We start from the raw sequence: 16427 nt of genomic DNA on the forward strand, positions 1-16427 counted from the left end.
CAGGATACGCCTGTAGGACAAGCAGCGGTATTGATGCTGCAAGGTACGGCATCGGATGTGGGGAAGAGTGTTATTACTACGGCATTATGCCGGATATTCAAGCAGGATGGCTTCAGACCGGCCCCGTTTAAATCACAGAATATGGCGCTCAACTCCTATGTAACCGAAGATGGCAAGGAGATTGGCAGAGCCCAGGGAGCACAGGCAGAAGCATGCGGTATTGAAGCAACAACGGATATGAACCCGATATTGATCAAGCCCGTGCGGGATATGCACTCGCAGATCGTGGTGCACGGTGTACCTTTTGCCCAGATGAGTGCTTCGGACTATCGTCAGCATTTCCTGCCGGAAGCGAAGCAGACAGTCATGGATGCGCTGAATCGGCTGCGCGAAACCTATGATATTGTATTGATGGAAGGCGCAGGCAGTCCGGCCGAGATTAATTTGAAGGACCGGGACATTGTCAATATGAATCTGGCAGGCTGGGCGGATTCGCCAGTCATTTTGATCTCGGACATTGATCGCGGAGGCGTGTTTGCTTCCATTGTAGGCACACTTGAGCTGTTGGAGCCGCATGAGGTCCAGCGTGTAAAAGGATTTATCATTAACAAATTCCGGGGGGATCTGTCCCTGCTGCAGCCCGGACTCGACTGGCTCGAAGAGCGGACAGGCATTCCGGTATTGGGCGTACTGCCTTACATAAGAGATATTCAGATTGAAGCCGAGGATTCCGTGGTGCTGGACTCCATGCGTCATGGCAAATCAGGGAAACAGGAGCTGGATCTTGCCGTGATTCGTTATCCGCGGATTTCCAACTTTACGGACTTTGACTCGCTGTCCCGCGAACCGGATGTCAATGTGCGGTATGTGACTTCCCCGGAAGAACTGGGACAGCCGGACGCCATTTTGCTCCCCGGTACGAAGGATACGATTGGTGATCTGGCATTCCTGAGGGAGTCGGGTCTCGAGCAAGCTATCGCGAGTCAGACCGAACGTGATCATGTCCAGCTTGTGGGCATATGCGGTGGTTATCAGATGCTGGGCCAGCATTTGAAAGATCCGTTTGCAGTGGAAGCGAACCAGATTCAGGAGGCACGGGGTCTGGGATGGCTGCCGCTGTCGACCACTTTTCTGGAACATAAACAGACGGTGAGAGCTTCGGGGCATGTGCAGCAGCGGCATCCGATTCGTCTATACGGGGATCAAGATTCAGTGGATTCCATGCCGGTGAATGGGTACGAGATTCATATGGGCGTGACCGAGTGCCATGATGCGAAGCAAGTGAGTGCGCTGTTTGAGATTGCTCATCCAGGTGGTCAGCCTTTTCAGGAAGGCTGGGGGAGCCCGGATGGAAAAGTATGGGGAACGTACTTGCATGGTTTGTTTGAAAGTGACCAGTTCCGCCGCTCCTGGCTTAATGGCCTTCGCCAAGGGAAAGGACTCGCTCCGCTTCAGGAAACCTATAGTGCTCATGAACGCAAGGAGATGGAGTTCGACCGGGTAGCGGAATCTCTGCGCTCAGCCCTGGACATGAAACGTGTATACGAAATTATGGGAATCCAGTACCGAGATCCCGCTTCAACTGTTAAGGATTGAATAGCAAGCTGATGGATGATCAGCAATTTATAACCTATTCATAAAAAACCACCCCCATGTGTATTGGCAGTACCCGGAAACGGGCTGCTGTTACATATGGGGGTATTTGCTTGTCTGTGGTTTAATTGTGGTTCACGTAAGGGAATGATGGTTTAATGTTATACCTGGATTGTTATTTTAGTTAATTTTGAATTTTTTCATCGCAGACTGCAGTTCCATGGCCTGTTCATGCAGATGACGAACCGTACCCGAGTGGGAATCCATCTCACTGAGCTGATGCTCGGCGGTTGAAGCAATCTGCTGCATGCTCTCGCGTGATCTGGATGTAATCTGTGCCGTCTCTTCAACGGATGCACTAACTTCCTCTGCGCCTGCTGAGACTTCCTCTGTGGAAGCAGAGACGGTCTGGATGGTCAGGTTGACGTTCTGGATCAGTTCGTTCAGCTGCTGGAAGGCCGTTCCCGCTTGTTGAACGACATGGGTTCCAGACCCGATTTCCTGAGTAACCCGGTTCATGGCACTCACCGAACGTTCCGCATCCTCGCGAATGGTTCCGAGATAATCGGCGATTTCTTCCGTGGCTGTTTTGGACTGTTCCGCCAGCTTGCGGACTTCACCTGCTACGACAGCGAATCCCCGGCCATGCTCTCCGGCACGTGCTGCTTCAATGGAAGCATTAAGGGATAACATGTTGATCTGCTTCGTAATTTCAAAAATGGAGGTAACAATCGTGCCAATCGCTATGGAACGCTCATTCATCGTCTCCACGTAACGCAGTGACTCGTTTGCCGTCTGGCCGACACGTTCCATTTGCTGCACGGCATCCTGTGCGAGACGGTTACCGTTGACGGCTTCATTTGCAGCTTCACCAATCTGCTCGGATACTTCAGCAGCAGAAGAGGCGATATGCATGATGCCCTGCGTAATTTCTTCCATGGCTCTCGCATTCTCGGCCGCGCTTGAAGCAATGGTCACACTGCCTTTCTCCGCGTCTTCCGCAGAGCGGCTGGAGTTTTTGACCATACCGGACATGGACTCCACCCGTCTTAACAGATCATCGGAGCCTTGAACCACTTCATTGGAGGTAGACAGTGCACGGCTGATCATTTCCTTCAAATTGTGGGTCATCGTTTGGAAGCTTGCCGCGAGCTGAGCAATTTCATCTTTGCCCTTGATTTGCAGCTGGGCGGTCAGGTCACCTTGGGAAATCTGTTTGCTGTGTTGTACGAGCTGGATGATCGGTTTGGTTACTCTTTTAATCATGCTGGCTGAGATCAGCCAACCGAGCACGAAGACGAGTGCTGTGATACCCAGGCATAACCAGAAGATCTGAACGTTTTTATCCTGAATGAACTGGGCATCCATACTTACTGCCATGATCATATTGCTGCCCGCAATCGGAATAAAGGCTGCTTTATGTACGCCGAAGGAATCGGAATAAACGTCACTGATAACCATTTCTTTGCTTTCTACTGCCGTATTCATCGCGGATTGCACGCTGATTTCATCTCCGGCTTTCATTTCTGAGGCTGCGTTAGCAATGACAACCGTCGCTTTGCCTTCCTGGATGGATACAACGTAGGATGCATCCAAGTTATGTTCCTTTGCTTTTTCAGCTAAATAGGATTCAACCGTCAGAGCAGCACCTTCAGAACCCGCACCGCCACTCTGCACCTGCAAAATCTTGGAGGAGGAGACGTTCTTATATATATCCTGGATGGACGTGTTCAGGACCTTGTCGAACTGTGGAAGCACATAGCTCTGCATAATATTCATGGATACAGCATAGAAACTGATACTAAACAACAGGGAAGCGACCAGTAGAACGAGGAACAGCGTGCCTCTAATTTTGCCGGCAACCGTACGATTACGAAACATAGGATCATCCTTTCACGTCATGTTCATTAACATTTGTCGCTTTTCCGTATCGTAAGACTATATACCAACGAAAAAAGGCCTAATTTTCACGTTGAGAAAACTTGGGAATAAGCGGATATACCTATATTACAAAATTAACCGGGGGTTGAATAGAAGAATTTTCATTAAACGGTGAATTTTTTTCAGAAATTCTTGAATGTATTACATGCATATTACATAATATCAATTAATACCTACCAGAATAGTTTGATATATGATATATTGTTCAATGTCGCATAAAGCGAATAGAAAAAAACCGTTCAATCGGTATGCACATTCTGAGGAGGATTTACAAGATGGATACTTTTCTAGTCATTCTGAACGTAGTGATTATGCTCGTTCTTCTAGGCGTCCTGTATTGGATGCAAAAGAAACATATTTCCTTTACCAAGCGTGTATTCGCGGGTCTGGGAATCGGGGTTGTGTATGGCGTCATTCTTCAACTGATATACTCGTCTAATTCTGACATTGTTGCCAAGTCTGTTGATTGGTTTAATCTCGTCGGTTCAGGATATGTTAAATTGCTGCAGATGGTCGTGATTCCTCTTATCATGGTTTCCATTATTTCGGCCATCATGAATTTGAAAGGCAAGCAAAACCTCGGCAAAATGAGCTTCTCGATCATTGCGATCCTGCTCATTACGACGGCTATTGCGGCAAGTGTAAGTATCGTAACAAGTCTGAGCTTCAACCTGACTTCCATTGAGATCGAAGGCGGGGACAGAGAGCTCGCGCAGGGGCAGAAGATGGAGGAACGTCTTGTTGATGTACAGGATCAGACGATTCCGCAGCAGGTGCTGGAATTCATTCCTTCCAATCCATTTGCAGATATGACCGGTGAACGCCGCACGTCTACCCTTGCTGTTGTTATCTTCTCGGCATTTATTGGTGTGGCAGTACTTGGACTGGATCGCAAAAAACCACAGCAGGCGGAAACGTTCCGAGGCATGGTGAATGCGGTATATGCTGTAGTCATGCGGATCGTAACCCTGGTGCTCAGGCTGACTCCATACGGGATTCTGGCGCTCATTACGAAAGTAACGGCCACCACGAATCCGGATGAAATCCTGAAACTCATCAAATTCGTCATTGCTTCCTACGTTGCCTTGATTGTGATGTTTATCATCCACCTGATTATTATCGCGCTGTTCGGCTTCAATCCGTTGACGTATGTGAAAAAGGTTCTGCCAACCCTGGTATTTGCCTTCACATCCCGTTCAAGTGCAGCGGCAATCCCGCTTAACGTGGAGACACAGACGAAGAAATTGGGCGTATCCGAAGGTATTGCGAATCTCTCGGCAAGCTTCGGGGCGACCATTGGTCAAAACGGCTGCGCCGGGATCTATCCGGCCATGCTGGCGGTGATGATTGCTCCTACGGTCGGTATCGACCCGATGAGCTGGGACTTCATCATTACGCTGATCCTGGTTGTCGTGATCAGTTCATTCGGCGTAGCCGGTGTAGGCGGCGGGGCAACCTTCGCTTCCCTGATCGTATTGTCCACGATGAACCTGCCAGTCGCACTCGCAGGTTTGCTGATCTCGGTTGAGCCGCTGATCGACATGGGGCGTACGGCACTGAACGTGAACGATTCGATGACCGCTGGTCTCGTATCCAGTAAAATCCTGAAAGAGAATGACCAGGATACATTCAATGATCAAAGCCGTGATCTGGATTCCGCTGTTCAAGTATAATCCGGACTTTGGATGGCTTATGCACAGCAATAAGCCAAAATTAGCCGTTCTACGGGTTACCCGTAGGGCGGCTTTTTAACTTGATCGGAGATTGTCTTTATTTAGTGCTGTTCAATGGATGGGAAATGTGATAGAGTATTCATGTTTTGGCCCAGGCCAGACCGCGGTTCGTAACCATCCCGCGTAATCAAAACTAGGAAGGCAGTGTATGTATTTATGTTTAATTTGGGTTGGGGAGCACTTTTTGTTCTCGTAACGTATGGTTTTTTCCTATTGTGTTACCGTCTGTTCGGTAAAAAGGGTCTGTATGCCTGGATTGGTGTCGCTACGGTTATAGCCAACATTCAGGTGACCAAAACGATAGATATTATGGGGATTGTACTGACGCTTGGTAATACGATGTATGTCAGCATGTACCTGACCAGTGATCTTCTCAATGAGAAGTATGGATCGGGTGAAGCGCGGAAGGCCGTATGGTTCGGATTCTTCACGCTAATCATGACGACAGTACTGATGCAGATGGTCATCTTCTTCGAACCGGCACCGACGGACTTTGCCCAGGATTCAATGGAAACCTTGTTCGGACTGCTGCCGCGTCTGGCACTCGGAAGTCTGACAGCGTACTTCATTAGCCAGTTCCTGGATGTGCGATTGTTCAGTATGCTGCGCAAGATGGCACCTGGACGCAATCAGTTGTGGATTCGTACAAACGGCAGCTCGATCGTCAGTTCCTTTGTGGATACACTCGTATTCTGCACGATTGCATTTGCATTTATCTACCCATGGGATGTCTGGCTCGAAATCTTCTTGACAACGTACATTATCAAATTCGTGTTGACTGCGGTGGGTACGCCGTTTATATACGCAGCGCGTAATTTTAAAATCAAGGATGAAGTCTAATCCGATCTCGTCTACATCCGTATTCATTCGAGTATGCTTGTTAGCAGCGTAACAAGTCTTATAACGAGAATAACCCGCAAACCATATGGATATGGTTTCGCGGGTTATTTTTAATTGCATACCTTAAAGGTTAGTCTGTCAGGATCTGCAGTTCTTTTGGATAGGAAGTCAGCACTTCAACTCCGGCATCTGTGACAAGAACATCGTCCTCAATTCGTACTCCACCTGCAGGGGTATAGATGCCTGGTTCAATCGTGAATACGGTGCCTTCCTGCAGAAGATCCATATTCTGTCCATGCAGGGAAGGATACTCGTGCACATCAATTCCCAGACCGTGTCCAACACGGTGCATAAATCGTTCGCCGTATCCGGCATCTTCCGTCACTTGACGTGCTGCACGGTCAATATCGGCACAGGCCACGCCTGGCTTAACTGCACGAATGGCAGCTTCGTTTGCGGCAAGCACGGTATTGTAGATGGTTTTCAGTTCAGGAGAAATGTCACCAAAAGCAAAGGTACGCGTAATATCAGATGCATACCCTGCAGCGTATACGCCCATATCAAACATCAGCAAGTCGCCATGCTGCAGCTTGCGTTCACCCGGTGTACCATGCGGCAGACCTGTCTTGGGTCCGGTAAGCACCATGGTATCGAAGGAGGGACCATCTGCACCCAGTTTCTTCATCTGATATTCCATTTCAGCGACCAGTTCAATCTCGGTTACGCCTGAGCGTACATGGGACAGTCCCAGGCGCAGGGTTTCTTCAATAAGATGAATGGCATGGCGGATGCGGGCAACTTCGTCCGGTGTCTTCTTGACGCGCAGTGTACGGAGCAGAGGACCGACATCCTCGAACTTGACTGCACCAAGGGCAGCGGTCAGCTGCTCGTAACGCGCAACGGTGACATATTCTTTTTCAAGGCCCATCCGGCCGAGGCGTCCCTGATAACGTTCGAATAATGCATAGGGATTGTCGGTATCGGTATGAGTTGCGATACGGGTTACCGAGGAGGCGGCTGCTGCAGCTTCAGCGTCCAGGGCAGGCACAATCAGTAAAGGTTCCTCGCCACGGGCGAGAACAAGACCGAGAAAACGTTCATGCGGGTTGCTTGCAAAACCAGTTAAATAGTAGATATGTTTCGGATCTGTAATCAGCATGGCGTCCAATCCTTGTGCAGACAGATCAGCTTCCAGACGGGATAACGGGCTTTGATTCATATGTGTATAGCTCCACCTTTCAGTTCTTTCTATCCTTCTATTATAGAAGAATATTGAAAAATGCCAAAGGGAGTGACGGAGAAGCTCCATTTATTGTGGTCAATTTCCCGTTTAGGCGAATATGGAGAGGGGTAAATACAGGGCGAAAAGCCGTTGAGAATGGTTGAAAGATAACGGTACAAATAACGACCCAGAATCTGATACAAATAGAGATACCGATAGAGATTCCGATAGAAGGACAGATACGGAGAATAAATATCCTTGAACATATCGCAGCAGCATTTGATAGATTCGAACTACACTAATTTAATAGAAGGAGATGAGATGATGAATAACCGAGTAAGTGTTCCACTATACGCTTCGCTGTTAAGTATGGCACTGCTGACGGCCTGTGCTTCAGGCGATCCTTCCACAGAATCGCAGCAGGTGTCTCAAGGTCAAGGCACAGGTCAGGGAGAGACAGCAAATGGAGGCAATGACAAGGCGAGTACTGGGGAAGAAGGAACACAGGAGAATGCGGTTATCCCTTATCAGGCTTCGGTCCTGGCCACTGGACTAAACGCACCATGGGAACTGGTAAGCGTGCCAGACGGACGAATGTTGGTTACGGAGCGTCCTGGAACGATACGGGTCATTAAGGATGGAGAATTGCAAACCGAACCACTTATTGCGTTTGAGGCTCCGTTCAATGAAGAGGGAGAAGGGGGCTTGCTCGGTCTGGCTGCAGATCCGGACTTTGAGAATAACGGTTATCTCTACGCCTACCATTCCTACCTTGAAGGGAACGAGATCGCAAATCGGGTATTGCGCTTGAAGGTGAATGGAGATCAAGCCGTGATCGACAAGGAATTGCTGGGTAACATCCCTGGCGGGACCAATCATAATGGAGGACGCATTAAGATTGGTCCGGACAACATGCTCTACATTACAACCGGTGAACGTTATGAACCGGAACTCGCACAGGACCAGAACAGCTTGGGTGGCAAAATATTGCGGATTGGTCTCGACGGATCGATCCCTGCAGATAACCCGTGGCCGAATTCCCCTGTATACAGCATGGGACACCGCAATGCCCAGGGTCTTGCATGGAATCCGGATAATAAGTACCTCTATGCTACCGAGCACGGTCAGCGTAACTACGATGAGATTAACCGGATTGAAGCAGGGGAGAACTATGGCTGGCCTGAAGTTGAAGGCGATGAGGATGACAATGGTACCTACCGGGCTCCGATCACTCATAGTGGTGACGATACATGGGCACCATCGGGTATTGCTTTTATAGAGGAAGGACCGTGGGCGGGTTCATTGCTTGCGGCTAACCTGAGAGGCGAGCAATTGCTGCATATTACCCTGTCCGAGGATGGTACACAAGTGGAGAAGGTGGAGCCCATTTTTGAAGATGAGTGGGGACGCATTCGAAACGTGACTTCAGGAGAGGACGGGAAGTTATATATCCTGACGAACAATCGGGACGGAAGAGGAACTCCGAGGGATGGGGACGACCACATCATTGTGCTTACACCGGAGAGTTGAGCTGATGCATCCGCGTTCCATTACTAATATTGGAGCTCAAGCATGCATCTATTAGAACCCGAATTCTGTTCGTTAAAAGAGAAAAAGGGGCGTCCCGCCAAGTTCATGACTTTGGGACAGCCCCTTGATTGCTTTATATATGGAAGCACATAGAAGATGAATACTGCCAGTTAATCTGCGCTTTCTGCAAGTTTGGCGATATGTGTGCTTGGTTCATTAGTGTATTCGCCGCCGTGGTAACAGAGCACTTTGTTCAGTTTCAGGCCGGTCAGTCTTTTCAAACTTCTCAGCGCTTCGGGCATGTCCGGTGTTGCAGGCGGTGCAGGTCCGACCAGTTCATCATCCACGACACGCAGTTCGTCGGCAGCCAGCAGGAATTCCGATTCACGGAAGTACAGGCAGATATGCCCCGGGGTATGTCCAGGGGTATGGATGACCTGAATTCCGCCTTGAAGCGGCAGCATGTCCCCATCTTCCAAAACTCTGCTGATCTCGATCTCAGGCAGCTGGGAGAGGAGCTGATCAGCCTGGGCAAGCACAGGTGCGGGAAGCATGGCTCTGCGTTCAGGCGTGAACTTGATCAATGGCTTTTCACCTTTAATATAAGGAATCTCATCTGCATGTGCCCAGACCTCAAGTCCAGGTATCGCATCCAGAAGGGCACCCAGATTACCGATATGGTCAATGTCCTGATGTGTCAAAATGATGCGTTTGATATCAGCCAGCTGTACGCCTTCCTGCTCCAGTGCAGACTCCAAACCCTCGAATTGGCCGATCATGCCTGTGTCCACGAGGGTGATGCCGTCCTCATCGCGCAGCATGACAGGGTAGATTGGGCTGTTTCCTGAAGGTGTAGGGATATTGAGATGCAGCACAGTAAAATCTGTTGTCGGATTAGTCATAGGTTTCCGGATCGAGTCCGGTCCACCTCCTTTTTTGGATGATATGGCTTGTGCTTATTCTGGACGAAGATATTTTAAGTGTTTTCTGTACTTCTGGATCGTATCCAGCATCGCTTCAAAGGTTTCCTCAGCCTGCATGCCTTCCTTGACGATGGAGTCAAAGGAGAAATTCTCAAGAATGAGCTTGTTCCTCGCCTGGAAGACCTGACTGAGAGCATGTTCCATGTTTTCTTTCCCAGGTTTCAGGGCGATCTGTAGTTTATTTAATTCGGCCTGTAGGATCTCCATATTGGACCGTGCACGGTTAGCAGGAGTTTTCATCAGCTCGGTCGAATTAAACTTTTTTTGATAGATGCTCTGATACAGCTGTTTTAACATGTGTTCAAGAATGGAGCAGCATTCAATGACAAGGGATGCATATCTTCGATGTTTACGTTGGTCCCATTGCGGTGAATCGAGTTCCTGTCCCATATGATGATACTCTTGTTCCAGAACTGCGATTTCAAGCTTTGCTTCTTTTTTAATTTTTTTAAAATCGTCTTTGGTCAGCATACCTGTCCTCCCATGGAAACCAAGATGTGATAACTTCATTATCTCACATTGTTACTCGGAGTGCCTCTTTTCCAATGGGGGTAGGATTCTGTCCATTCATCCAATCATTGAACCTAGGTTCAGAAGGGAAGTATCCGATGTCCATGAAAACAGCCATTGTAACCGGAGCAAATTCCGGCATGGGGCTAGCAACCACCATTCAACTTGCAAGGCAAGGCTATAGGGTGATTATGGCCTGCCGCAGCGAGAAGCGCGGACAGCAGGCTCTGCAAGAGGCCCTGCGTGAGTCAGGCTCTACTGCTATTGAGCTAATGCTGTGTGATCTGGGTTCCATCCAGAGCATCCGCCATTTTGCCCGCTCCTTCCGCGAACGCTACAGTACGCTTGACGTTTTGGTGAATAACGCCGGCGTGGTCATGCTGAAAAGACAGGAGACCTCGGATGGTTTTGAGCAGAGCATTGGCATTAACCATCTGGGACATTTTCTGCTCACATTGCTCTTGATCCAGCCTTTGCAGGCTGCGGAGCAGGGAAGAGTCGTGAATGTTTCATCCGGTGCGTACAAAGCAGGCAGGATTCACTTCGACGACCCGCATCTCAAGAAGGGCTATAACCCGATTAAAAGCTATGCCCAGTCCAAGCTGGCCAACGTACTGTTCACCCGTGCGCTGTCCCGCAAAGTGGCGAGTAGCCGAGTTACGGTGAATTGTCTGCATCCTGGCGCAGTTGGAACAAGCATCGGCGTGGATCGTAATACCGGTTTTGGTACACGTATCATGGCATTGATCGGCAAGCTTCCTTTTTTCCTGTCACCCGAGGAAGGGGCCCAAACGGCGATTTATTTGGCCACCAGCCCGGAAGTAGCAGAAATTACAGGACGCTACTTTTATCAAAAGAAAGAGCAGAAGCTTAAAGCACATGCCGTCGATGATGCGGTGACTGAACGTTTCTGGACATGGAGCGAACAGCAGGTTGGGCTAAAGCCTGATGAAAAATTGTGATGAGTCCAAGCTGAGGTGCAGAACCGGTTCTTCATCTCAGTAAATGATCAAAGGTGATCATAGTACACTCATCTGCTTATATCATCTGCTTTAACTCGCTAGGATAGACATTTTAGGCTTTTGCTTGCACGGCTTGCTGTACTTCCTGGATGAATGCTTCAATGCCCTGAACGCCTTGATCTCCCTGACCGTATGCGCGGACAGAGGCAGACAGGGCGTTTTTCTCATTTTCCCCGAGCACGAGCGAGTAAGGCACTTTTTCCATCTGAGCTTCACGAATTTTGTACCCCAGCTTCTCGCTGCGCAGATCCGTTTCAACCCGAATGCCTGCTGCTCGCAATTGACTCTGTACCTGCAGCGCATAATCCGCATAGTGATCGGATACCGGGAGCAGCTTCACCTGAACCGGAGCGAGCCAGAGTGGAAAAGCACCCGCATAATGCTCAGTCAGAATGCCAATGAAGCGATCAATGGAGCCGTAGATGGCACGATGGATCACGACCGGACGGTGTTTCAGGCTGTCCTCGCCAACATAAGTGAGGTCGAATTTCTCCGGCATTTGAAAATCAAGCTGGATTGTTCCACACTGCCAGCTGCGTTTCAGCGCATCGAGAATATGGAAGTCAATCTTCGGTCCATAAAAGGCTCCGTCTCCTTCATTGATGCGGTATTTCACACCGCGCCGATCCAGTACATTTTGCAGCGCACGTTCCGCCTGATCCCATAGCTCTTCCGACCCCATCGAGTCTTCGGGACGAGTAGATAGCTCAATTGTGTATTCAAAACCAAAAATATCGTACATGCGTCCGATCAGGGAAATCGCCTGGTTGATCTCTTCCTCGATCTGTTCCGGCATGACGTAGAGATGAGCATCATCCTGACAAAATGTCCGTACCCGCATCATGCCGTTTAGCGCACCCGAGAATTCATGACGGTGAACCTGGCCGAATTCCATCATGCGAATGGGAAGCTCACGATAGGAATGAAGTGAATTTTTAAAAATCAGCATATGCCCCGGGCAGTTCATCGGCTTCAGTGCAAACGTAGCGTCATCCACTTCTGAGAAATACATATTGTCCTTATAGTGCTCCCAATGACCGGATTGCTCCCACAGACGATTGTTCATCATCAGCGGAGTTCGAACCTCCTGATACCCTTCCTGCAGCTGCAGCTCGCGTGAGAATTGCTCCAGCTCTGTACGGACAGTCATGCCTTTCGGGAGATAGAAGGGCATACCCGGCGCTTCTTCCGAGAACATGAACAGCCCCAGCTCTTTGCCGAGCTTGCGATGATCCCGCTTCTTGGCTTCCTCCAGCATGTGCAGGTGATCGTCCAGCTGTGCTTTGCTCGGAAAGGCAGTGCCGTAGATTCGCTGCAGCATTTTGTTGTTCGAATCGCCCCGCCAGTAAGCCCCTGCCACATTCAGCAGCTTGAAGGCTTTGATCCGGCCAGTGGACGGAAGATGTGGGCCACGGCACAGATCAAAAAACTCCCCTTGATCATAGATCGAAAGCTCCGCATCCTGCGGCAAATCATGGATCAGTTCAAGTTTATACGGATCCTGAATCTCTTCGAACAAGCGAAGGGCTTCCTCACGGCTAACCACCCGGCGGCTGATCTTCACATTCTCTTGTACAATCTTGTTCATTTCCCGCTCAATGGCAGCCAGATCACTGATGGACAAGGCATGCTCCAGATCCACATCGTAATAAAAGCCATCTTCAATGACGGGGCCAATCCCCAATTTGACTTGTTCCGCACCGTAGATCCGCTTGAGGGCCTGGGCGAGCACATGCGCAGAACTATGACGATAACGATACAGTCCTTCCTCGCTGTCCAGTGTAACAATGACGAGTTCGCAGTCCTGTTCAAGCTTCATATCCAGATCGACGTTTACACCGTCCACAATGCCTCCGATGGCCTGTTTACCCAAGCTAGTACTAATGGACGAAGCGACTTCTCCGACACTTATGCCTGCCTCGTACGAACGAACTGCTCCACCTTGAAGGCGAATCTCAATAGGGTTACCTTGTTGATTACTCATGCAAACCACTCTCCAATGTTTGAAATGGAAGCGCAAAAAAACACCCGTCCCGGAAAAGGGACGAGTGCGCTCAGCTCGTGGTTCCACCCTAATTTGGTTATGATATTCCCTGCATCGGCCAGCCGCCGCAAAACAGGAAACATCATAACCCTCATTGGGATCCGTTATCGGGGATCAGGCGGTGAACTCTACTGACAACCGGACGAAACTTTCATCGAAAGTCCGCCAAGCTGAGGTTCGAGGCCACGGCTGCAGAGGGGTAATTCCGCTCCGTTCGCTGAAGAAGGTTTCACCAATCCCCTCTCTCTCTGGGCAGCACGCAAACGAAATCATGTCTCTGGTCATCGCCAATATGCAACGTTATTGTCAGTTCATTTGAAGTGAAAAGAACTTGAGATCCATATCAATATATTGGAACAGGTGTTATTGAGTGTCAATTATATAGACTGAAAATCAAAAGGTCAAGCGGAGTTTTATTTAGCTTTATTCGAATGATGATCAAAAATCAAACGTATAGTGGTTCCCTGGTCCGGATGGGATTGAACTTCGATTCGGCCTTTCATCGCCTCAATCAGCCCTTTGGTTACCGCCATGCCAAGGCCTGATCCGACATCGGATGTCGCCGTATCCGTGCCGCGATAGTATCGTTCGAACAGCCTCCATACCGTCTCCTGATCCATTCCGCGGCCATCATCGGCAAATTGAATGAGGAAGTCACCGGTCTGCTCACCTGGCTCAACACGAATGGTCAGCTTCGTCTCTGGTGGATTGTGCAGCAGGGCGTTGGCGGTGAGATTATCGACAATTCGTTCGAAGGACGGGATATGTACATAACCATGCACTGCGACTGTGGCAGGTTGGAATGTAATACGGCCTTCTCCATAAGCCGGGTTACGCTCGGCACGATGTATAAGATCCTGAAGTAGCGCATTTACGTCTGTTTGTTCAATAGGGAGTTGGTATCCACCGCTGCGCAGCCGGTATGTCATGGACAGGTCGTTCACCAGCCGGTCCATGTACATGGATTTATCCAGCATGATGCCTGCAAATTCCCGTATTTCTTCGGAGCTCCAGTTGTATTTCTCGGCTTCCAGCATGTGCGCATATCCCTGGATGGAGGACAGGGGTGTCTTCAGATCATGAGTTATCCCAGCAATCCACTCCTCGCGCAGAGAGTCGGTCTGTTTGCGGAGTTCTTCATCACGTTTAAGTGTGCTCGACAACGACTGGATAGAGTGCAGCACTTCCGCATATACCCGATATTTTTGACGCCATTTTCCGTTATGCTTCTGGCTGCGTGGCTTGCCCCGGGTGCCAGCCGGCTCTTCGTAGTGTCCACGTTCAAGCCGCTGGAGCCATTGAAGCATATGCAGCATGGGATAACCGAAGCGATTGGCATACCAGAATGCAAGCAGCACAAGCAGGATGATGATGGATACCAGAAGTGCAGCCAGGGCAGGACCAAAAATAAAACCGAAGGGATTCTCGTTCATGCCTGCCGGACTGCTCGCAAGAGGAACACTCAGCATCCAGGTCAATTGATCCTGTTCATCATAGATGGTTACTGTGGTTATTCCGTACCTGGTGGGGTATCGTGTGCGCAAAATCAGGTCCTGAATGCTGTAGCTGTCCGGTGTGCCCATTGCAGGCTTGTTGAAAGAAGTAAGGACATGTCCCTGCTCATCCAAAATCTCAAGATAGGCGTCCGCCGAGCGAAGGATGTCCTGCTGCTCGGAGGGCAGTACAAGCTTGCCGTTGGCATAGCTTCCATCGGTGTAGATATGATCCAAAATCGTTACCGCCTGATTGCTCTCCCCGTACAGCAGGGTGAAGTTGATCCCCTTTCTTTCCCGAATGAGCAGATAGAGCTGGTAGGGAAAGGGCTTTTTCCCCTCCCAATAGGATAGAAGTTGTCCGGGTTTATAGTGATTCGGGACATCGGAAGGGGTGTGAAAGGCATCCACCACACGGCCTTGCTCATCGAGAACCTGAAGCCAGCCGTTGTTCTCCTCCACACGCTTTAGCAGTGCGGGATCATATTGTACGGTACCGTCCGGCAAAATCTCTGCGGTGCTGACTAGCTGTTCGAGCCCGACAGAGGCAAAATCGTCAACAAGGCTGGCTTCATTCAACTGTTGGATGACCCAATATGCGATACTTCCACCGAGAACCAGGATCAGAATTACAGCACCCGCAAGCAGGCCAATGAATCGTGTCATCAATCTGCGGCGTATGCTCATCTTCGGAGCTCCGCCTCGGGCAGAACGAGCTTATATCCCAAACCACGGACATTCACCAGCAGTTCAGGCCTGGAGGGATCGGCTTCAATACGCTCACGGATTCGGTGAATATGAACCATGACCGTATTGTCGTCACGGATGGCCTCCGATTCCCATACCCGCTCGTACAATTCGGATTTGGTGAAGATGCGATTGGGGTGTTTGCAGAAAAAGAGCAGCAGCTGATACACCAGAGCCGGACAGCCTACCAGCTGACCATCGACCCTGAGTTCACCCGCGTGTTCGTTCAACTGAAAGCGTCCGTAATCATAGATCCCTTCCTGCGGGGAAGATGGTGACGTATTTACGTCATGATTCGGAAGTTGTCTACCTGATTCTGTCTGTCTGGGCAAATACCGCTTCAGCAGTGATTTCATTCGTGCGACCACTTCAAGTGGATTAAACGGTTTAACAACATAATCGTCTCCCCCAACCGCGAAGCCGGTCAACTTGTCATAATCGGTTGTTTTGGCGGTTAAAAAGAGAATCGGTGCATCGGTCAATTGGCGCAGAAATGGACAAATTTCGAGCCCGCTTCTGCCTGGCAGCATGACGTCCAGCACGATGCAGTGATAGGTTTTCTTTTCACAAGCGGCAATCGCTTCTTCACCTGTGGTGACCGTGTCAATATCTACGAATTGTTCTTTGAGCAGAACCGTTCTTAACATATGTAAAATCGCCTGTTCATCATCAACAAGCAGGATTGAAACGTTATCCATGACGTAAGAGATCCTCCTGATTTTTATGATTACATTAGTGGTTCCTTATGTTCATCTGCTTTGGTCTATTT

Annotated in this window: 12 protein-coding genes; 5 read left to right on the top strand and 7 right to left on the bottom strand. The window is 49.5% G+C overall.

The window, feature by feature from the left end:
- The first annotated feature begins 33 nt into the window (after positions 1-33).
- The gene (locus tag AC3RCI_RS06850) at positions 34-1596 is read left to right on the top strand and encodes a cobyric acid synthase (RefSeq protein WP_492529826.1); all 1563 of its coding nucleotides are present in this window, start codon (positions 34-36) and stop codon (positions 1594-1596) included.
- 177 nt (positions 1597-1773) lie between these two features.
- On the opposite strand, the gene AC3RCI_RS06855 is transcribed toward AC3RCI_RS06850, so the two are convergent.
- Positions 1774-3474 carry a methyl-accepting chemotaxis protein gene (locus AC3RCI_RS06855; RefSeq protein WP_154892542.1) on the bottom strand — a complete coding sequence of 567 codons (1701 nt, stop codon included), beginning with the start codon at positions 3472-3474 and terminating at the stop codon, positions 1774-1776.
- Between the two features lie 335 nt (positions 3475-3809).
- On the opposite strand from AC3RCI_RS06855, the gene AC3RCI_RS06860 reads away from it, so the two are divergent.
- Positions 3810-5207: an L-cystine transporter gene (locus tag AC3RCI_RS06860; RefSeq protein WP_153977398.1), complete on the top strand. Its 1398-nt coding sequence runs from the start codon at positions 3810-3812 to the stop codon at positions 5205-5207.
- 216 nt (positions 5208-5423) lie between these two features.
- Positions 5424-6107: a queuosine precursor transporter gene (locus tag AC3RCI_RS06865; RefSeq protein ID WP_492528141.1), complete on the top strand. Its 684-nt coding sequence runs from the start codon at positions 5424-5426 to the stop codon at positions 6105-6107.
- A gap of 130 nt (positions 6108-6237) precedes the next feature.
- Here the strand turns inward: AC3RCI_RS06865 and AC3RCI_RS06870 are convergent, their stop codons facing one another.
- Positions 6238-7326, bottom strand: coding sequence for a M24 family metallopeptidase (locus tag AC3RCI_RS06870; protein ID WP_336781037.1), 1089 nt, complete (start codon positions 7324-7326; stop codon positions 6238-6240).
- Positions 7327-7650: 324 nt separating this feature from the next.
- On the opposite strand from AC3RCI_RS06870, the gene AC3RCI_RS06875 reads away from it, so the two are divergent.
- Positions 7651-8859 (top strand): PQQ-dependent sugar dehydrogenase, encoded by a 1209-nt coding sequence (locus AC3RCI_RS06875; RefSeq protein ID WP_492528143.1) that lies wholly within the window; start codon positions 7651-7653, stop codon positions 8857-8859.
- 170 nt (positions 8860-9029) lie between these two features.
- On the opposite strand, the gene AC3RCI_RS06880 is transcribed toward AC3RCI_RS06875, so the two are convergent.
- Positions 9030-9761 (bottom strand): MBL fold metallo-hydrolase, encoded by a 732-nt coding sequence (locus AC3RCI_RS06880; RefSeq protein ID WP_492528145.1) that lies wholly within the window; start codon positions 9759-9761, stop codon positions 9030-9032.
- Between the two features lie 54 nt (positions 9762-9815).
- On the bottom strand, positions 9816-10313 hold the full coding sequence (locus AC3RCI_RS06885) for a hypothetical protein (protein WP_492528146.1): 498 nt from the start codon (positions 10311-10313) through the stop codon (positions 9816-9818).
- Between the two features lie 137 nt (positions 10314-10450).
- Here AC3RCI_RS06885 and AC3RCI_RS06890 point away from each other — a divergent pair, with 137 nt between their 5' ends.
- Positions 10451-11314 (top strand): SDR family oxidoreductase, encoded by an 864-nt coding sequence (locus AC3RCI_RS06890; RefSeq protein ID WP_492528148.1) that lies wholly within the window; start codon positions 10451-10453, stop codon positions 11312-11314.
- 112 nt (positions 11315-11426) lie between these two features.
- Here the strand turns inward: AC3RCI_RS06890 and thrS are convergent, their stop codons facing one another.
- The 3 genes from thrS to AC3RCI_RS06905 all read right to left on the bottom strand — a co-directional run bounded on the left by thrS (position 11427) and on the right by AC3RCI_RS06905 (position 16356).
- Positions 11427-13358 carry a threonine--tRNA ligase gene (gene thrS, locus AC3RCI_RS06895; RefSeq protein WP_492528150.1) on the bottom strand — a complete coding sequence of 644 codons (1932 nt, stop codon included), beginning with the start codon at positions 13356-13358 and terminating at the stop codon, positions 11427-11429.
- 473 nt (positions 13359-13831) lie between these two features.
- Positions 13832-15598, bottom strand: a complete 1767-nt coding sequence (locus tag AC3RCI_RS06900; protein ID WP_492528152.1) for a sensor histidine kinase — start codon at positions 15596-15598, stop codon at positions 13832-13834.
- Complete coding sequence (locus AC3RCI_RS06905; protein ID WP_492528153.1) at positions 15595-16356, bottom strand: response regulator transcription factor; 762 nt, start codon at positions 16354-16356, stop codon at positions 15595-15597. Before AC3RCI_RS06905 ends, AC3RCI_RS06900 begins: the two co-directional genes overlap by 4 nt.
- Between the last annotated feature and the right edge of the window lie 71 nt (positions 16357-16427).

Source organism: Paenibacillus sp. MT124, from assembly GCF_058792755.1.